At 71.1% G+C, this 18,118-nt stretch carries 16 protein-coding genes, 4 tRNA genes and 1 other RNA gene; 12 read left to right on the forward strand and 9 right to left on the reverse strand.

From position 1 onward, the window contains the following. Positions 1–15: 15 nt before the first annotated feature. The 5 genes from OHO27_RS21745 to OHO27_RS21765 all read left to right on the forward strand — a co-directional run bounded on the left by OHO27_RS21745 (position 16) and on the right by OHO27_RS21765 (position 3,384). Positions 16–210 carry a hypothetical protein gene (locus OHO27_RS21745; RefSeq protein WP_328426422.1) on the forward strand — a complete coding sequence of 65 codons (195 nt, stop codon included), beginning with the start codon at positions 16–18 and terminating at the stop codon, positions 208–210. A 17-nt stretch (positions 211–227) separates the two neighbouring features. Further along, positions 228–473: a SpdD protein gene (locus OHO27_RS21750; RefSeq protein ID WP_328430504.1), complete on the forward strand. Its 246-nt coding sequence runs from the start codon at positions 228–230 to the stop codon at positions 471–473. Positions 474–603: 130 nt separating this feature from the next. Continuing rightward, positions 604–1,908, forward strand: a complete 1,305-nt coding sequence (locus OHO27_RS21755) for a replication initiator (RefSeq protein ID WP_328426424.1) — start codon at positions 604–606, stop codon at positions 1,906–1,908. Then, positions 1,901–2,134 (forward strand): excisionase family DNA-binding protein, encoded by a 234-nt coding sequence (locus OHO27_RS21760; protein WP_328426426.1) that lies wholly within the window; start codon positions 1,901–1,903, stop codon positions 2,132–2,134. The genes OHO27_RS21755 and OHO27_RS21760 overlap by 8 nt, the downstream gene beginning before the upstream one ends. Before the next feature lie 11 nt (positions 2,135–2,145). Then, positions 2,146–3,384 (forward strand): tyrosine-type recombinase/integrase, encoded by a 1,239-nt coding sequence (locus OHO27_RS21765; protein ID WP_328426428.1) that lies wholly within the window; start codon positions 2,146–2,148, stop codon positions 3,382–3,384. Positions 3,385–3,463: 79 nt separating this feature from the next. Here the strand turns inward: OHO27_RS21765 and OHO27_RS21770 are convergent. Further along, positions 3,464–3,551, reverse strand: a tRNA-Ser gene (locus OHO27_RS21770). A gap of 73 nt (positions 3,552–3,624) precedes the next feature. On the opposite strand from OHO27_RS21770, the gene ffs reads away from it, so the two are divergent. From ffs to OHO27_RS21805, 7 genes are all read left to right on the forward strand, one after another. Next, positions 3,625–3,719, forward strand: an RNA gene (gene ffs, locus OHO27_RS21775) — signal recognition particle sRNA small type. A gap of 60 nt (positions 3,720–3,779) precedes the next feature. Continuing rightward, positions 3,780–6,035 carry a DNA polymerase III subunit gamma and tau gene (locus OHO27_RS21780; RefSeq protein WP_328426430.1) on the forward strand — a complete coding sequence of 752 codons (2,256 nt, stop codon included), beginning with the start codon at positions 3,780–3,782 and terminating at the stop codon, positions 6,033–6,035. Continuing rightward, a complete protein-coding gene (locus OHO27_RS21785) occupies positions 6,032–6,157 on the forward strand; it encodes a hypothetical protein (RefSeq protein ID WP_328426432.1) in 126 nt (41 codons plus the stop codon). Before OHO27_RS21780 ends, OHO27_RS21785 begins: the two co-directional genes overlap by 4 nt. Positions 6,158–6,244: 87 nt before the next feature. Next, complete coding sequence (purD, locus tag OHO27_RS21790) at positions 6,245–7,498, forward strand: phosphoribosylamine--glycine ligase (protein ID WP_328426434.1); 1,254 nt, start codon at positions 6,245–6,247, stop codon at positions 7,496–7,498. A 382-nt stretch (positions 7,499–7,880) separates the two neighbouring features. Next, on the forward strand, positions 7,881–10,307 hold the full coding sequence (locus OHO27_RS21795; RefSeq protein WP_328426436.1) for a hypothetical protein: 2,427 nt from the start codon (positions 7,881–7,883) through the stop codon (positions 10,305–10,307). A gap of 391 nt (positions 10,308–10,698) precedes the next feature. Next, positions 10,699–12,189, forward strand: coding sequence for a N,N-dimethylformamidase beta subunit family domain-containing protein (locus tag OHO27_RS21800; RefSeq protein ID WP_328426438.1), 1,491 nt, complete (start codon positions 10,699–10,701; stop codon positions 12,187–12,189). A gap of 126 nt (positions 12,190–12,315) precedes the next feature. After that, a complete protein-coding gene (locus OHO27_RS21805) occupies positions 12,316–13,215 on the forward strand; it encodes a phosphoribosylaminoimidazolesuccinocarboxamide synthase (RefSeq protein ID WP_328426440.1) in 900 nt (299 codons plus the stop codon). A gap of 40 nt (positions 13,216–13,255) precedes the next feature. Here OHO27_RS21805 and OHO27_RS21810 read toward each other — a convergent pair. The 8 genes from OHO27_RS21810 to OHO27_RS21845 form a co-directional block, all read right to left on the reverse strand. Beyond that, positions 13,256–13,328 (reverse strand) — tRNA-Gly (locus OHO27_RS21810). Between the two features lie 22 nt (positions 13,329–13,350). After that, a complete protein-coding gene (locus tag OHO27_RS21815) occupies positions 13,351–14,001 on the reverse strand; it encodes a response regulator transcription factor (protein ID WP_328426442.1) in 651 nt (216 codons plus the stop codon). Next, complete coding sequence (locus OHO27_RS21820; RefSeq protein ID WP_328426444.1) at positions 13,998–15,224, reverse strand: sensor histidine kinase; 1,227 nt, start codon at positions 15,222–15,224, stop codon at positions 13,998–14,000. The genes OHO27_RS21815 and OHO27_RS21820 overlap by 4 nt, the downstream gene beginning before the upstream one ends. 16 nt (positions 15,225–15,240) lie before the next feature. Then, positions 15,241–16,017: an ABC transporter permease gene (locus OHO27_RS21825; RefSeq protein ID WP_328426446.1), complete on the reverse strand. Its 777-nt coding sequence runs from the start codon at positions 16,015–16,017 to the stop codon at positions 15,241–15,243. After that, entirely contained in the window at positions 16,014–16,973 is a 960-nt protein-coding gene (locus OHO27_RS21830; RefSeq protein WP_328426447.1) for an ABC transporter ATP-binding protein, read from the reverse strand. The genes OHO27_RS21825 and OHO27_RS21830 overlap by 4 nt, the downstream gene beginning before the upstream one ends. Before the next feature lie 131 nt (positions 16,974–17,104). After that, positions 17,105–17,177: transfer RNA gene (locus OHO27_RS21835), tRNA-Gly, on the reverse strand. A 97-nt stretch (positions 17,178–17,274) separates the two neighbouring features. Further along, positions 17,275–17,346, reverse strand: a tRNA-Gly gene (locus OHO27_RS21840). A 156-nt stretch (positions 17,347–17,502) separates the two neighbouring features. Further along, positions 17,503–17,820 (reverse strand): histone-like nucleoid-structuring protein Lsr2, encoded by a 318-nt coding sequence (locus tag OHO27_RS21845; protein ID WP_148000186.1) that lies wholly within the window; start codon positions 17,818–17,820, stop codon positions 17,503–17,505. Between the last annotated feature and the right edge of the window lie 298 nt (positions 17,821–18,118).

Genomic DNA, 18,118 nt, shown 5'->3' on the forward strand with positions numbered 1-18,118 from the left:
CGCTGAGGAGATCCCGTGACCGTCTCGCTCCCGCTCGTCTTCGTCCTGGGCGTCATCGCCTGGGCCGCGATCAAGTTCCTCGGTGTCCGTCTCTGGGTCGCCGTCGTGATCGCGCTGTTCGGCTTCTGGCTCTCGCACACCGTCCTCGCCCCGGCCATCGAATCCGGCACCCGCACCGGGGTCGACGTCGTCAACGGCACCGACAAGTGACAAGGAGGTACGCCGTGTTGTTCCGCCCACAGCTCCCCGACACCCCGCACTCGCCCCCGGCCATCGCCACGCAGCACCAGGTGCAGGCTCCGGTGCCGTCCGCCGGCCGCCCGCTCACTCCCTACGTGGGAGCGGTCACCGCCGTGGTCGTCGTCGGCATCGTCCTCACCGCGCTCCTGGCGGCGGTCGCCGTCACGGCCGTGTCCGTGGCTATCGCCGCCGTGGTGCTGCGCTCCCTCGTCAGCAACGCCAACAGGCGCTGACCGGCCGCCGGGGCGGCAAACGCCGCCAAGCATCCCGCCGCCCCGGGGTCGTCCCTCCCAACCGCAGAAACAGTCGAAAGGAACCCTCATCATCACCCGGCAGACTCCGCCCCCGCTGGCGGAACTCTCCATGCTGGCCTCGCTGGGCACCATGCCCGAGCTGGCCCGCCAACTCTCCGGCCTGGGCGGCTGCACCCACCCCGTCCGCCTCGACGGCCACCGCACGGAGTACGCCGTCAACACGGCGACCGGCGAGATCGGCAACGTCCTGCGCCACCTGGACTCCGCCGCGCTCCCCGCCGGTCAGCTCCTCGTCCGCTGCAACAACCGACGTGCAACCCGCTGTCCCGCGTGCGCCGAGACGTACCGCCGCGACACCTACCACCTGATCACCGCCGGACTGCGCGGCGGCAAAGGCACCCCGGAACAGGTTTCGACCCACCCGCGCGTCTTCGCCACCTTCACCGCCCCTGGCTTCGGCCCGGTCCACAACCGCCGCACCGACGGGCGCCCGTGCCGCTGCGGCACCCATCACGACCAGGAGGACGCCGCACTCGGCACCCCGCTGAACTCCGACACCTACGACTACGAAGCGGCCGTTCTCTGGAACGCGCACGCGGGCGCCCTCTGGCGGCGCTTCTCGATCTACCTCCGCCGGGAAGTCGCCAAGCGCGCCGGCCTCACCCAACGCGACTTCCGCGACCACGCCCGCGTCTCCTTCGCCAAGGTCGCCGAATACCAGAAGCGCGGAGCCGTCCACTTCCATGCGGTCATCCGCCTCGACGGCCCGGAAGGCGGTGACACCTCGCCCCCGGCCTGGGCCACGGCCGAGCTGCTGACCGACGCCATCCGCGCTGCCGCGACCGCCGCACGCATCGACGGCCCGCAGATCGACGGCCGGGCCCACACCTTCGCCTTCGGGCGTCAACTCGACGTCCGCCCGATCCGTTCCGCCGACTTCGACCACGGCCAGGGCCTGACCGAGCGGGCCGTAGCGGCGTACATCGCCAAGTACGCCACCAAAGGCGCCGAGACGGCGACCGGCACCCTGGACCGGCCGATCCGCTTCCTCGCCGAGCTGGCCCAGGCACGGATCACCGATCACGCCCGGCGCATGATCCGTACCGCCTGGACCCTGGGTGCGCGCGCCGAGCTGGCAGACCTCCGCCTCCGGGCCTGGGCGCACATGCTCGGCTTCCGCGGTCACTTCTCCACCAAGTCCCGCCGTTACTCGACCACGCTCGGCGCCCTCCGTGATGCCCGAGCCGACTGGCGCCGGGCGCAAGCAGCACCGCCCGTCCCCCAGGACGGCGAAACCACGCTCGTCCTCGCCCACTGGGTGTTCGCCGGGACCGGCCTCAGCGCTGGTGAGACCTGGCTCGCCGCATCCCTCGAACCCGCCCCCGGAACGGAAGGAGAACCCACCCATGGCTGAGCCCCGAGCCGTGGACAACGTGCAGGGGAACACTGACCCGTCCTTGGTCCTGCTGACCGTCGAAGAGACAGCTCGACGGCTCCGCATCGGCCGTACGACGTGCTTCCGGCTCGTGCGCGCCGGAGAGATCGAATCCGTCACGGTCGGGCGGTTGCGTCGAGTGCCCGCCGATGCCGTGCCCGCCTACGTGGCCAAGCTCCGTCACCGACCCGCTGAAGCAGCCTGAGGAAGGACGTCATGGCAGAGAACAAACGTAGTCGTCAGCCCAACGGCGCCTCCTCCATCTACTTCGGCAAGGACGGCAAGTGGCACGGACGAGTGACGGTCGGCGTCCGCGATGACGGCAAGCCCGATCGCCGTCACATCGAACGTAAGACCAAGGCCGAGGTGACCAGGGCCGTCCGCGAAATGGAGCGGGCCCGAGACGAGAAAAAGCTCAGGAAACCGGGCCAGAGCTGGACTGTCCAAGCCTGGCTTGAGCACTGGGTCGAGAACATCGCCAAGCCGTACGTCTCCGAGAACACATACGACGGCTATGAGGTCGACGTACGCGTGCATCTCGTGCCCGGCCTGGGTGCTCACAAGCTCGACAAGTTGGAGCCCGAGCACTTGGAGCGCTTCTACCGGAGGATGCAGGAGACCGGGAGCTCCGCCGGCACCGCCCACCACGCTCATCGGACGATCCGGGTCGCCCTTGGTGAGGCCAAGCGGCGTGGCCACGTCGCCACCAACGTGGCCGAGATCGCAAAGGCTCCGCGACTCGAAGAAGAGGACATCGAGCCGTTCACGATCGAGGAGGTTCAGAGCCTGCTCGTCGAGGCCGCCAAGCTCCGCAACAGCGCTCGCTGGGTCGTCGCCCTGGCGCTCGGCCTCCGCCAGGGGGAGGCGCTCGGACTTCACTGGGAAGACGTCGACCTGGACGCGGGATACGTGCGCATCCGCAAGAACCGGCTTCGGCCCAAGTACGCCCACGGCTGTGGAGACAACCCGTGCGGCCGGAAAGCCGGCTACTGCCCCCAGAAGCAGCAGACCCGCCGAGAGCACAAGTCCACCAAGTCTCGCGCCGGGCGTCGCACGATCGGGCTGCCCGACCCGCTGATCAAGCTCCTCCGCCAACACCAGGAGCAGCAGGAGAAGGACCGAATCGAGGCCGGCACCGACTGGGAGGACAAGGGATACGTCTTTGCCTCCCCGACCGGCGGCCCCCTCAGCCCGAACACAGACTTCCACATCTGGAAACGACTGCTGCGGGACGCGGGCGTACGGGACGGTCGCCTCCATGACGCTCGCCACACCGCCGCGACCGTCCTCCTGATCCTCGGCGTCCCGGACGTCGTGGTCGACGCGATCATGGGTTGGGAGCCCGGGGGAGCGGCCCGCATGCGCGCCCGCTACATGCATGTCACTGGAACGCTGCTGCGGAAAGTCGCCCAGCAAGTCGGCGACGTTCTCTGGGAGCCGCCGGAGACGAACTGAGACGGAAAATGAGACGGACAACGTCGAAGGGCCCCCCCCCGAACGGGGGGGCCCTTCGACATCGTGCCCGGTGAGGCACTGGCGGAGGATACGAGATTCGAACTCGTGAGGGGTTGCCCCCAACACGCTTTCCAAGCGTGCGCCCTAGGCCACTAGGCGAATCCTCCGCCGCAAACAATACAAGACGTTGAGGAGTGCTCGCGAACTCGTTCCGCACTGCTGACATCGGGTACTCTCTGGGAAGCCCCTCACGCGGCGCTATCTGACTGAACTCCCCCAGGGCCGGAAGGCAGCAAGGGTAGGTTGGCTCTGGCGGGTGCGTGGGGGGCCCTTGCGTTCCCGGGGGCCGGACCGCCGGGGCCGGGTTGTCAGTGGGCGCCTATAACCTCGTATGCGTGTCGTCTCTCGCGCTGTACCGCCGCTATCGCCCGGAGTCGTTCGCCGAGGTCATCGGGCAGGGGCATGTCACCGACCCGTTGCAGCAGGCGCTGCGGAACAACCGGGTCAATCACGCGTACCTGTTCAGCGGTCCGCGCGGCTGCGGCAAGACGACCAGCGCGCGGATCCTCGCGCGGTGCCTGAACTGTGAGCAGGGTCCTACGCCGACCCCCTGCGGCGAGTGCCAGTCCTGCCAGGACCTCGCTCGTAACGGCCCCGGGTCCATCGACGTCATCGAGATCGACGCCGCGTCGCACGGTGGTGTGGACGACGCCCGTGAGCTGCGGGAAAAGGCCTTCTTCGGACCGGCGAGCAGCCGCTACAAGATCTACATCATCGACGAGGCCCACATGGTCACGTCAGCCGGCTTCAACGCGCTGCTGAAGGTCGTCGAGGAGCCGCCGGAGCATCTGAAGTTCATCTTCGCCACGACCGAGCCCGAGAAGGTCATCGGGACCATCCGCTCGCGGACCCACCACTACCCCTTCCGCCTCGTCCCGCCGGGCACCCTGCGGGAGTACCTCGGCGATGTGTGCGGCCGGGAGAACATCCCCGTCGAGGAGGGCGTGCTGCCGCTCGTCGTGCGGGCGGGGGCGGGGTCCGTGCGTGACTCCATGTCCGTCATGGACCAGCTGCTCGCCGGAGCGAAGGAGGAGGGTGTGACGTATGCCATGGCCACCTCCCTGCTCGGGTACACCGACGGCTCGCTCCTCGACTCCGTCGTGGAGGCGTTCGCCACAGGTGACGGCGCCGCCGCCTTCGAGGTCGTGGACCGCATCATCGAGGGGGGCAACGATCCCCGGCGGTTCGTCGCCGACCTGCTGGAGCGGCTGCGGGACCTCGTCATCCTCGCCGCCGTGCCGGACGCCACCGAGAAGGGGCTCATCGACGCCCCGGCCGATGTCCTGGAGCGCATGCAGGCCCAGGCGGGCATCTTCGGCGCCGCCGAACTGAGCCGCGCCGCCGACCTCGTCAACGAGGGGCTGACCGAGATGCGGGGGGCCAACTCGCCCCGGCTGCAACTCGAACTGATCTGCGCGCGCGTGATGCTGCCCGCGGCGTACGGGGACGAGCGTTCCGTGATGGCCCGCCTCGACCGGCTGGAGCGGGGCGTCAACTTCTCCGCGGGCGGCGGCGCCGGCATGCCCGCGATGGGGTATGTGCCCGGCCCCGACACCCACGCGGGAGCGGCCGCCGCGCCGGTTGTGCCGGGTGGCGGTCCCGCCGCGGCCCGGGCCGCCGTACGGGCGTCGGGAGGGCCGGGGCAGGCGCCCGGGCCCGGTGATGGCCCGGGTGGCATGGGCGGTACGGCCGCCCCGGACCCGGCAGGGCAGGGTGCGCCCACGGGGCAGACCCCGCCCGCGCCCGCCGCCCCGAGCGAGGCACCGCAGAGCGGCCACCGGCCTCAGCCCTCCCAGGCTCCGCCCACCCCCGAGCCCGCACCCGCACCCGCACCTACGCCTGCCCCGGCGGCCGCCGCCCCCAGGCCCCGTCCGCCCCCGCCCCCGGCGCCTGGCCCACCGCAGCCCCCGCAGGCGGCGGCCGACGCCCCGGCGGCTGGCCCACGGCAACCCCAGCGGGTGGCGGCACGCAGCCCCCGGCCCCGGCGGGCGGCACCCCGGCACCCTCGCCGCAGCAGCCCCCGGCGCCCACACCCGCACCCGCACCCGCCCCCACCGCAGGCGCGGCCCCCGCCTACGCACCCCCGAGCAGCGGCGTCGACCCCCGCATGCTCTGGCCGAACATCCTGGAGGCGGTCAAGAACCGCCGCCGCTTCACCTGGATCCTGCTCAGCCAGAACGCCCAGGTGGCAGGATTCGACGGCACCACCCTCCAACTCGGCTTCGTCAACGCCGGCGCGCGTGACAACTTCACGAGCAGCGGCAGCGAGGACGTCCTGCGGCAGGCGCTGGCCGAGCAGTTCAACGTCCAGTGGAAGATCGAGGCCATCGTCGACCCGTCGGGCGGAGGCTCGGCTCCCCCGCCGCCGGGCGGCTCCCCGGGCTTCGGTGGAGGCGGCGGCAGCTACGGCTCAGGCGGCACCGGCGGTGGCAACAGCGGCTACGGCGGTGGCGGTACGTCCGCCCAGCGCCCGGCGCCTCCCCAGTCCACGCCCACGGCGCCCACCCCACCCCCGCCGGCCTCCGCGTCGACCGCCACCCCGACCCCGGCGCCCGAGCCTTCGTCCGCCCCGGAACCGCGTCCGCCGGTGAACATCGAGGACGACATCCCCGAGGACGACGACCCCGACCTCAACGAGTCGGCGCTCTCCGGCCGTGAACTGATCGTGCGGGAGCTGGGGGCGACGGTGGTGGAGGAGTTCACGAACGAGTAGCGGGGCGCAGCGCCTTGGAGGAACGTACAGGTCACGAACCCCCGGCCCCTCGGCATCCCGCACAAGAACCCCGTTAGGCTGACCCCCGTGAAGGTCCTCGTCATCGGAAGCGGCGCCCGCGAACACGCCCTGTGCCACTCCCTGTCCCTCGACCCCGACGTCACCGCGCTGCACTGCGCCCCCGGCAACGCCGGCATCGCCGAGGTCGCCGAGCTGCACCGGGTCGACGCCCTGGACGGCACGGCCGTGTCCGCGCTGGCGGAACGGCTCGGTGCCGATCTCGTGGTCGTCGGGCCGGAGGCACCGCTCGTCGCCGGGGTCGCCGACGCCGTGCGCGCGGCGGGCATCCCGGTCTTCGGTCCCTCCGGGGAGGCCGCGGAGATCGAGGGCTCCAAGGCGTTCGCCAAGGACGTGATGGCGGCGGCCGGCGTCCCGACCGCCCGTTCCTACGTCTGCACGACGCCCGCCGAGGTCGACGAGGCGCTCGATGCCTTCGGCGCCCCGTACGTCGTCAAGGACGACGGCCTCGCGGCCGGCAAGGGCGTCGTCGTGACCGCCGACATCGAGGCGGCCAGGGCGCACGCGAACTCCTGCGAGCGCGTCGTCATCGAGGAGTACCTCGACGGCCCCGAGGTCTCCCTCTTCGCCATCACCGACGGCGAGACGGTCCTCCCGCTCCAGCCCGCCCAGGACTTCAAGCGGGCGCTCGACGGCGACGAGGGCCCGAACACCGGCGGCATGGGCGCGTACTCCCCGCTCCCGTGGGCCGACCCGAAGCTGGTCGACGAGGTCATGGAGACGGTCCTCCAGCCGACGGTCGACGCGATGCGCCGGCGCGGCACCCCGTTCTCCGGGCTGCTCTACGCCGGTCTCGCGATCACCTCCCGCGGGGTACGGGTCATCGAGTTCAACGCCCGCTTCGGCGACCCCGAGACCCAGGTCGTCCTGGCCCGCCTGAAGACCCCGCTGGCCGGGGTCCTGCTGGGCGCCGCCAAGGGGGAACTCGCCGACCTGGAGCCCCTGCGCTGGAGCGACGACGCCGCGGTCACCGTGGTCGTCGCCTCGCACAACTACCCCGGCACCCCGCGCACCGGTGATCCGATCACCGGTCTCGACGAGGTGGCCGCCGAGGACGCTCCGCATGCGTACGTCCTGCACGCCGGTACCAAGCAGGACGGTGACTCGGTCCTGAGCGCCGGCGGCCGGGTCCTGTCCGTGACGGCCACCGGCAAGGACCTCACCCAGGCCCGCGAGCGCGCGTACCGGGCCGTGGCCCGCATCCGGCTCGACGGCTCCCAGCACCGCACGGACATCGCGGCGAAGGCGGCGACGGGCGAGTAGCCACCCCGAGCGCCCGGCCCGGATGAACCCCGAAGGCCCCGAATCCGTCTCAGGATTCGGGGCCTGACCCATGCCGGGGCCAGGGCCTGCCACCGTCCGGGACCAGGTCTCGCCACCGCCGGGAGCAGGCCTCGCCACCTGCGGTGATCAGGGGCCTGATCCTCGCTGTCCGTCATCCACCTTTCCCCAAAGCCATTCCATCGAGTGACCGATGCCCCATCCGGCTGACGTGGGCCGAAGCCCCAACTAGGGTGCGGCGAAAGCGTTCCGGCACTTGGCCCACCGGCATTGCGATGTCAGTGGTGGGTGCCACAGTGGGGGAGTGAGCAAAGCCAGGACAGTTCGGACAGCCAGGGCAGCGCGGAGGGGGTGAGGTCCGGCCGTGACCGGTATGGGTGTGGAGATGGGTGCACAGGCCGCGCGTGCCCGGGCCCTCGCGGTACTGCGCATCCGCAGCCGCGCGCTGGCCGTCGCCCTGCTGCCCGCGGCGGTCGCCGTGGTGCTGCTCGCCGGCGTTTCCACGGGCCACTTCGTCGGCCCGGGCTGGCATGCCGCCCGCTGGGTCGTGACCCCCGTCGCCGTCCTCGTCCTGCTCGCCGCCGCCGCGATCGCGCTGGTGGTCGCCCGCGCCCGCCCCGCCGTCAGTCCCACGGTCCCGGTCGGCGAGGAGCAGGCCCCGGACCTGTACCGGCTGGTGCGCGACCTCGCCGACCGCCTCGACGTACCCGCCCCGTCCGCGATAGCGCTCACGCCGGACTGCGACAGCTGGCTGGAGGACCGCACCCACCCGTCCCACGGCCCGCCGCCCCCGGCGGAGGACCGCGACGAGGACGGTCTCAACGGCCTGCGCGGCGGAAGCTCACGCGGCGCCCACCGCCGTACGCCTGCCGCCCCTGTCCTGGTCATCGGCTCCCCGTTCCTGTGGTGGATGCGGGTCGGCGAGCTGCGCGCGGTCCTCGCCCCGGTCGTCGCCGGTACGGGACCTTCGGCGCACCCGGACATAGCCCAGGCCCGGCGCTTCGTCCGGGGCCTGGACGCCGCCGTGGCCGTCGCCTCGACGCGCGGCCGTTGCCCGGGGTCGCGGGCGGTGTGCGCGGGCATCGGCTGGGTCGCTCGGGTGCTGCTGCGCAGTTGCCGGGACCATGCGACCGAGATGGAGCGGGGCGTGGCCGCCGCGGCCGCCGAGCGTGCACAGGCTGTGGATTACGGACTGCGGATCGTCGCGCAGGAACAGGTCGGACTGGCGTACGCGGGCTGGGACCGGCTGCTCACCCGGGTCGCGCTGCCCGCCTGGCGGATGGGCCGCTGGCCGTCCCGGCTGGACGCGGGCGTCGTCGCCGCACTCACCGAACTCTCCCGCCGGGACCGTCTGGCCGAGGGCTTCGCCTCCCGGCTGGGTGAGCGCCCCGCCTGTGACTTGCTCGAAGAGCCCGGCACGGTCGACGAGGCCGCGTCACTCCTCGCCGCTCGCCTCTTCCACGGCGGCCCCGCCGAGCCCGGGCCCGACTGGTCCCCGGTGGGCTGGCAGGAGTATCCGGAGGAGGTCGTCGACCGTAAATGGCGCACCGACGCGGCCCGCCTCCACCGCGTCCTCGACACCCTCGGCGTCCGCCGCACCACCGAGGGCCCGGAAACCGACGGCCCCACCCTGGCCCGAGTCCTGGACCACCTGACGACCCCGGGCCCCACCGCGGCGTACCCCCACGACCCAGGCCACCCCGAGCCACACAGCGCCCGACACCGGACGACACCCACGGAAGCCGACTCCCGCAGACCCACGGACACGCCCGCCGACCCCGCGCCGGGCTACGACACGTCTGCCGACCGTGATCCGGGGGCCGAGGCGGACGCCGCCATCGGCCAGCTTGCCGACGCGGACGACAGCCCCGACCGGGCTCCCGGTGTGTCTGCCGACCGTGCTGGGGACGCCGAGGTGGGCGCCGGTCACGGTCAGACTTCCCGCGCCGATGAGGGTCCTGACCGGGTTTCCGGTGCGTCTGTCGGCCGTGCTGGGGAAGAGGCGGACGCCGGCCGTGGTCTGACTTCTCACGCCGATGACGGTCCTGACCGGGCTCCCGGTGTGTCTGCCGGCCGTGCTGGGGACGCCGAGGCGGACGCCGGTCACGGTCAGACTTCCCGCGCCGATGACGGTCCTGACCGGGCTCCCGGTGTGTCTGCCGACCGTGCTGGGGACGCCGAGGCGGACGCCGCCTTCGGGCAGGTTGCCGACGCCCGCGACAGACACGACCCGGCGTCCGACGTGCACGCCGGCATGGACCCGTCCTCCGGCGCCTCTGCCGGCCCCGACCAGGCTGCCGACGCGGCTGCAAGGCTCGACCAGGCCCCGGACACGTACGAAGACCTCGATCGGACCGCCGAGCCGCACCCCGGCCCCGACCAACCTCCCGCCACCGGCGACCAGGCCCTCAACGCCCACGCCACCCCCACCCTCACTACGACTCCCAAGCCCCCAAGCCCCCTACGCCTCCATGGCCGACGACCACCCCACCGAAGACCAGGAAACCGAGCGCAGCTCCGCCCTCGCCGCAGGCATCACCGCCGAGTTGGCCCGCGAGGAGGCGGCGACGCCGACGGAGCGGACGGTGTCCCCGGACCCCGGTACGACTCTCCTGGACATCGACGCGCTCCCCCTCTTCCCGCTGCAACCGCCCCGCACCTCACGCGAGTTGCTCACCGACCACGTGACGGCGATGGTGTGCTGTGCCGCGATGGACACCGCCGGCGCGGTGCCGGGGCTGGATTGGCTCGACGGCCCCACGCTCCTCATCAACGGCGAACGGGCCGCTGACCTGACCCCCAGAGTCCTCAGCCTCATCGAGGACGGCGACCCGACCCCCTTGCGGGCCTGGCTGGTGGAGTCGGGGATACGCCCGGAGAAGCCGGTTCGCCTGGTCTGACGGCGGCCGTGGCCCCCGTAGGCGGTCGGAACCCCCGGTTCCACTTTCGGCCAATTCGCAACGAATAGTGACAGGATGCGTGCAGAATGTGATGTGCTGGGACCGATAGCGCACATGGCAAGGGCTTACGACATACGACAGCCACAAGAAGCCCATGTCGCACGGCAGAAACCGCGAGCCATCGCAAGCAACCGCCTGCAACACAGGGCACTTGCAGCAGACGCGCACCACAACACACGACGCTCGATGCACAACCACGGGGGAACGAGGGAGGGGTATGGCATGGGGTCGGAGCAGATCCGCCGCTGGGAGTCGGGCGCACTCGCGCACGCCGTGACTGACCCCTTCGGCCAGGGCCCGGTCCCCTGGCTGCGCGGCAACGTGACGTACTTCGACGACACCGGCCAGGTCGTCCCCTGGTACGTCGACGGCCAGGCCCACCCACCGACGTCGGACACCCCGAGGGTCCCCGCACCCCGCAGCGCCGGCCCCCGCTCGGCCGACGACGTCCGCCGTCAGATCAAGGGCTTCATCTCGACCGGCGCGGTCGCCCCCGGTGAGGCCGTCGACTTCCACATCACCGTCGACCCGCCGCAGGAATTCGCCGTCGACATCTACCGCATCGGCCACTACGGCGGTGACGGCGCCGCGAAGATCACCACGAGCCCCCGCCTCTCCGGCATCGTCCAGCCGCCCCCGCTCACCGCCGACCGCACGGTCTCCTGCCACCACTGGTGGCTGTCCTGGCGCCTGCAGATCCCGTCTTACTGGAGCATCGGCGCGTATGTGGCCGTCCTGACCACCGTCGACGGCTACCGCTCCCACATCCCGTTCACGGTCCGCGACAACCACCCCGCAGACCTGCTCCTGCTCCTCCCCGACGTCACCTGGCAGGCCTACAACCTCTATCCCGAGGACGGCCGCATCGGCGCCAGCCTCTACCACGCCTGGGATGAGGACGGCCGGCTGCTCGGCGAGGCCGACGCCGCCACGACCGTCTCCTTCGACCGCCCGTACGCGGGCGCGGGCCTGCCCCTGCACGTCGGCCACGCCTACGACTTCATCCGCTGGGCCGAGCGCTACGGCTACGACATCGCCTACGCCGACGCCCGCGACCTGCACGCAGGACACGTCGACCCCACCCGTTACCGCGGCCTGGTCTTCCCCGGCCACGACGAGTACTGGTCGACGAACATGCGCCGCACCGTGGAGCTCGCCCGCGAGAACGGCACATCCCTCGTCTTCCTCTCCGCCAACTCCATGTACTGGCAGGTGGAGTTGGGCCCGTCCCCGTCCGGCGTCCCGGACCGCCTCCTCACCTGCCGGAAGCGCAAGGGCCCCGGCCGCTCGGTCCTGTGGCGCGAGATCGACCGCCCCGAACAGGAGGTGATCGGCATCCAGTACGCGGGCCAGGTCCCGGAGCCGCACCCCCTGATCGTCCGCAACGCCGACCACTGGCTGTGGGAGGCGACCGGCGCCCATGAGGGCGACGAGATCAAGGACCTGGTCGCGGGCGAGGCCGACCGCTACTTCCCGCGCACCCCGCTCCCCGAGCACGAGGAGCGCATCCTGCTCGCCCACTCCCCGTACGCCGACCGCGAGGGCGCCCTGCGCCACCAGGAGACGTCCCTCTACCGCGCCACTTCAGGCGCTCTGGTCTTCGCGTCCGGCACGTTCGCGTGGTCCCCGGCACTGGACCGCCCGGGCCACGTCGACGCCCGAGTCCAGCGCGCCACCGCCAACCTCCTGGACCGCATCTGCAAGCGTGACTGAGCTCACACAGCACACCCGAATTGCTCACCCAGCACACCCAGGTCGCTCACCCAGCACACCCCCAGTCCAAGGTCAGCGCCCCGTACGGGACAATCGACCCATTGGACAGAACCACGGGGAGGAACCGTGTCCGGATTCGTAGAAAAGCCCGAGCCGATCCAGGTTCCGGGCCTGGTGCACCTGCACACCGGCAAGGTGCGCGAGCTGTACCAGAACGAGGCCGGTGACCTCGTGATGGTCGCCAGCGACCGTATGTCCGCCTATGACTGGGTGCTGCCGACGGAGATCCCCGACAAGGGCCGCATCCTCACGCAGCTCTCCCTGTGGTGGTTCGACCAGCTTGCCGACCTGGTCCCCAACCACGTGCTGGGCACCGACGTGCCCGCGGGCGCCCCCGCCGGCTGGGAGGGCCGCACGCTCGTCTGCAAGTCGCTCCAGATGGTCCCGGTGGAGGCCGTCGCCCGCGGCTACCTCACCGGCTCCGGCCTGGTGGAGTACAACGAGTCCCGCACAGTCTGCGGCCTCGCCCTCCCCGAGGGCCTCGTCGACGGCAGCGAACTCCCCGCCCCGATCTTCACCCCGGCGACCAAGGCTGCGGTCGGCGAGCACGACGAGAACGTCTCCTACGAGGAGGTCGCCCGCCAGGTCGGCGCCGACACCGCCGCCCAGCTGCGCCAGGCGACCCTTGCCGTCTACTCCCGCGGCCGGGACATCGCCCGCGACCGCGGCATCATCCTCGCGGACACCAAGTTCGAGTTCGGGTTCGAGGGGGAGACGCTGGTCATCGCCGACGAGGTGCTCACCCCGGACTCGTCCCGCTTCTGGCCGGCCGAGCAGTGGGAGCCGGGCCGTGCGCAGTCGTCGTACGACAAGCAGTTCGTCCGCGACTGGCTGACCTCGTCGGCCTCCGGCTGGGACCGCAAGAGCGAGCAGCCCCCGCCGCCGCTGCCGCCGGAGGTCGTGGACGCGACCCGCGCGAAGTACGTGGAGGCGTACGAGCGCCTGACGGGCATGAGCTGGGCGTAACGCGAAAGGCCCCCGGAGAACCGGGGGCCTTTCGAAACTGAGCGAACGACGAGGTTCGAACTCGCGACCTCAACCTTGGCAAGGTTGCGCTCTACCAACTGAGCTACGTTCGCATGCGCCGTGGCGCGAGAACCACTATACCCAACCCCGCTCCCGCGCGAGACGCACCGCCGCGTGCCGGTTCTCCGCCCCTAGCTTGGAGACGGCGGAGGACAGATAGTTCCGCACGGTCCCCTGTGACAGCGCGGCCCGCTCCGCGATCTCCGCGACGGGTGCCCCGTCGGCGGCGAGTTCCAGCACCTCGGCCTCCCGGGCGGTCAGCGGCGAGTCCCCGGCCGCGATGGCGTCGGCGGCCAACTCCGGATCGACGTAACGGTTTCCGGAGTGCACGGTACGGATGATCTCCGCCAACCGCTGGGCGCTGACGGTCTTCGGGACGAACCCGCGCACACCTGCCGCAAGGGCCCGTTTCAGATGCCCGGGCCGGCCGTGACTGGTCACGATCAGCACCTGGCACTTGGGCAGTTCGGCCCGCAGCGATGTGGCGACCTTCACACCGTCCGCGCCGGGCATCTGGAGATCGAGGACGGCCACGTCCGGCTCGTGCGCCCGTGCCATCGCCAGCGCCTCCGGCCCGGTCGCCGCCTCGGCGACGATCACGAGATCGTCCTCCAGGGAGAGCAGGGTGGCGAGTGCCCCCCGGATCAGATGCTCGTCGTCGGCGAGGAGCAGTCGTACGGGCCCTGCCGGGCGGCCGGTCGCGCGGTCGCTCCGCAGGTCGGTCATACGGCGACCTCCCGCACGCCCGCCCCCGCCAGTGGCACCTCCGCCACCAGCCGGAACACCGCCTCGCCCACGTGACCGGCGTCCAGCGTCCCGTCCACCGCGGCCAGCCGCTCCCGCAGCCCGGCGAGCCCGGAGCCCCTACCCCCGTCGGAGGCTCCGGCAGCCCCGTCGTTCTCCACCGTCAACACCACGCGTCCCTCGCTCACCGATACCCCCACCGAGCACCGCCCGGCATTCCCGTGCCGCAGCACATTGGTGGTCGCCTCCCGCACCACCCAGGCCAGCGCCGATTGCACCTCGACGGGCAGCCCCGCCGTCCGGCCGGTCACCCGGCACTCGATCCCGGCCGCCGTCAACACCCCCTGCGCACCGGCCAGTTCGACCTCCAGGTCGACCTCCCGGTAGCCGCGTACGACGTCCCGCACCTCGCGCTGCGACTCGCCCGCAATGCGCTGCACCTCGATCATCTGCTCCACGGCCTCGGGCCGCCCGCGCCGCGCGAGCTGCACGGCGAGTTCGCTCTTCAGGGCGATGACCGACAGATTCCGCCCCATGACGTCGTGCAGATCCCGCCCGAACCGCAGCCGCTCCTCGGCGACGGCGAGCCGGGCCCGGGTCTCGCGGGCCTGGTCGAGTTCGTAGACCGCTTTGAGGAGCCAGACGGAGAACACCGCGATGAAGGCGAACAAACCGCTGCCGAGCAGCGTGATCAGGGCGATGACCAGCGCGGCGAAGGCGGACCGGCTGATCAGGAGCACGAAGAGACCCGCACCCGCCGCGAAGCCCACGACGACGGCGGACATCCGCTTGCGGCTGTGCACCCCCAGCGCCATGATGCCCACCCCGAAGAACACGACGGCGCCGAACACGCTGCCCGCCGCGGAGTCGACGCCGTCGCCCTTCGGGCCGTACTCGACCACGGCGAGACCGGTGGCGGCGACCGCCGCGGTGACGGCGCCGAGCGTCCAGATCAGCCGTACGGGCTGCTCACGCCGATCGCACACCCAGTCCAGTGCCCGCGACACGATCAGGGCGCTGACCGCCGCGTGCGCGCACACCATGAGCAGCAGCCAGCCGCCCAGCTCGGACGACATCTCGCCGATGACCGGCAGCGCGACCGACACGACCTCCATCACCGCGAAGAAGTGAAAGGAGCACCTCGTGTACGTCTCCACCTTCGCCGGGGTGCTCTTCCCCCGCCACCACGTTCCCGGCCCGCGCATGCGCCGTCCCCCTGCCTCAGTGCCGTGGCTCCCATCGGAACCACCGTCGCACAGCCAACACGCCCAGCACCGTCCAGGCCAGCCCGGTCACCACGGGACCGATCGCCTCGTACGCCGACAGGTCGCCGGTCCAGCCACCCCGCAGCAGGGTGATCACCGGGGTCAGCGGCAGCAGTTCGCACACCGACGCCATCCGGTCCGGCAGCACTTCCAGGGGGACGAACATCCCGGAGAAGATCATGGAGAGGAACACCACGGGCAGCGTCGTGACCTGCGCACTCTCGACGCTGCGGGTGAAGGAGGCGGTCACGGCGCCCAGGGACGCGCACAGGACGATCCCCAACAGCAGGCCCAGCACGGCGAGATGGGGAGCGTCGGGCGCGCCCACGTCGAGCAGGACGGCGCAGCCGACCGCCAGCACCAGGCTCTGTGCGAGGCCCGTGACCACGGCCGGCAGCGCGGCCCCGGCCAGGATCTCCGCGTCCTTCAGCTCGCCGGTGCGCAGCCGTTTGAGGACGAGTTCCTCGCGCCGGGCGGTGTAGACGGAGACGAGCGTGGCGTACACCGCGTAGAGCAGTGAGAAGCCGATCGAGGCGGGCAGGACGACCGTGCCGAGGGAAAGGCCGGCCTCGGCCAGGTCCATCCCCTTCGCCGCCTCCCGCACGCTGAAGGGCAGCAGCAGCGGCACGAACAGCGCCGCGAACAGCGTGCCCCTGCTGCGCCCGAGCAGCGTCACCTCCGCGCGGGCCAGCGCCGCCATGCGTCCCACGGGGGTGGTCATCGCCGTACTCATGCCGCGTACTCCTTCTTCTCGGCGGCGCCGGCCGCCTCCCGTGCGATCCCCAGGAACGCCTCCTCCAGCGACGCCGGCCGCACGTCCAGCCGCCGCAGCTCCACGCCTGCCGTCTCCGCCCACACCAGGAGCCGGGTCGCGGTGCGCTGCAACTCGTGGGTGCGCAGCCGTACGACGCGCCCGTCGATCTCGTGCTCGCGCACGCCCATGTCGTCGAGGGGCGGCAGGTCTCCCACGAAGTAGCCCTGAGGCAGCTCGAAGGTGATCCGCGAGGGCTGGGCCGCCGTCACCTCGGCCGGTGTCCCGGCAGCCGCGATGCGTCCCTCGTGCAGGATCGCGATCCGGTCGGCGAGGTTCTCTGCCTCTTCGAGGTAGTGCGTGGTCAGCAGCACCGTCGTACCGGCGTTGCGCAGCTCCCGCACCAACTCCCAGGTGTCCCGGCGCCCTTCGGCGTCGAGGCCAGTCGTCGGCTCGTCCAGGAACAGCACCTCGGGCCTGCCGAGCAGGGCGAGTGCCAGGTCCAGCCGTCGCCGTTCACCGCCGGACAGCTGCTTCACCCGCACGCCGGCCCGCCGCCCGAGCCCGACCATGTCCAGGGCCTCGGCCTCGGGCATGGCCCCGCTCACGCACCCCGCCCACATCCGCGCGGTCTCGGCGACGGTCAGCTCGGACGGAAAGCCGCCCTCCTGCAGCATCACCCCGGTCCGCGGCCGTACGACGTCCCGCTCGGTGTGGGGATCGTGCCCGAGCACCCGCACCCGCCCCGCGGCGGGCCGGGCGAGCCCTTCGAGCAGCTCGACGGTGGACGTCTTGCCCGCGCCATTGGTGCCGAGCAGCGCGAAGACCTCGCCGCGGTCCACGGAGAACGTGATTCCGCGTACCGCCTCGAACCCGCCCCCGTACACACGACGCAGGTCAGTGACCTCAATCACGTGTTCGTGTTCGTTGATGTTCATGACACCAGCGTCCCGGCGATCCAAAGCCGGGAGCAGTGCGCGGTGTCACCTCTCCGCATGACAAATGTCAGAGGGCCGGCGAGACGCACACGAAAAGACCCCGGTCCATTAGGACCGGGGTCTGATTCCCGAGCGGACGACGAGGCTCGAACTCGCGACCTCAACCTTGGCAAGGTTGCGCTCTACCAACTGAGCTACGTCCGCATTGCCCCCGACCGGCTCTCACCGATCGGTGCGAGCACCAGCCTACCTGATCCTCCCCCAGAGGGGGGACCCCCTGGTGATTCGTCCGGCGGTGCAGAGCGGGTGACAGGAATTGCACACTGCGCCTTCCCCCTGGAAGGGGGATGTTCTACTACTGAACTACACCCGCATGCTCGGCGAGCTGGGCTTTTCTGCCCCGCTCGGCGGCGTGTCCCAGACATTAGCTGATCTGCAGGGGGGTAGCGCAAGTCGGTTGTCGCACCGGCTCAAGTGGGCCGTCCCCAGGGTGCGCTGACGGACCCTGAGGACACGTCCCCGGAGTACTTCACTGGGCTGAGGCGAACGCTTCGTAGACCTTCTTGGGGATGCGGCCGCGGGCCGGCACCTCCATCTTGTTGGCCTGGGCCCAGGCCCGGACGGCCGCCGGGTCCGGGGCGACCTCGGTCTGCTTGTACGCCTTGCCTGACTTCGACCGCTTGCGGCCGGCGTCCACGTAGGGCGCGAGCGCCTTACGCAGTTTCTTGGCATTGGCTTCATTCAGGTCGATCTCGTACGACTTGCCGTCGAGTCCGAAGGCGATCGTTTCCGCCGCTTCCGAGCCGTCGATGTCGTCAAAGAGAGTGACCACGACCTTCTGCGCCACGAATATCGGTCCCTTCGTCCGGCATGTCATACAGCTCAGCTGTGATGACGTGCCGAGTGTCGGCTATTTGCCAATTCATTTGTACAGTGCCCGGCAATGCAATGTGAAGCCCGACTAAATCTGTCCGCGTGTCCGAGCGCAATACCTATCTGCGGCTGATCGGGGATCTTTCCCGTAACTTTTCATGAACGCCGCCCTCCAGTACCTCATCGTGATGGCTGTCACGTAGCTTCCTACAACTCTACCCGCGTAGAAATTTTGTGCGGGTAGTCTGAAGGAACCTGCTCAGCACCACACA

Origin of the sequence: Streptomyces sp. NBC_00443 (assembly GCF_036014175.1) — a bacterium.
GTDB lineage: Bacteria > Actinomycetota > Actinomycetes > Streptomycetales > Streptomycetaceae > Streptomyces.

Coding starts and splice junctions, on each gene's coding strand:
- OHO27_RS21755 (WP_328426424.1), top strand. CDS start 604: ATGCTGGCCTCGCTGGGCACCATGCCCGAGCTGGCCCGCCAACTCTCC.
- OHO27_RS21820 (WP_328426444.1), bottom strand. CDS start 15,224: ATGCGCGGGCCGGGAACGTGGTGGCGGGGGAAGAGCACCCCGGCGAAG.
- OHO27_RS21830 (WP_328426447.1), bottom strand. CDS start 16,973: ATGAACATCAACGAACACGAACACGTGATTGAGGTCACTGACCTGCGT.
- OHO27_RS21765 (WP_328426428.1), top strand. CDS start 2,146: ATGGCAGAGAACAAACGTAGTCGTCAGCCCAACGGCGCCTCCTCCATC.
- OHO27_RS21815 (WP_328426442.1), bottom strand. CDS start 14,001: ATGACCGACCTGCGGAGCGACCGCGCGACCGGCCGCCCGGCAGGGCCC.
- OHO27_RS21825 (WP_328426446.1), bottom strand. CDS start 16,017: ATGAGTACGGCGATGACCACCCCCGTGGGACGCATGGCGGCGCTGGCC.
- OHO27_RS21800 (WP_328426438.1), top strand. CDS start 10,699: ATGGGGTCGGAGCAGATCCGCCGCTGGGAGTCGGGCGCACTCGCGCAC.
- OHO27_RS21760 (WP_328426426.1), top strand. CDS start 1,901: ATGGCTGAGCCCCGAGCCGTGGACAACGTGCAGGGGAACACTGACCCG.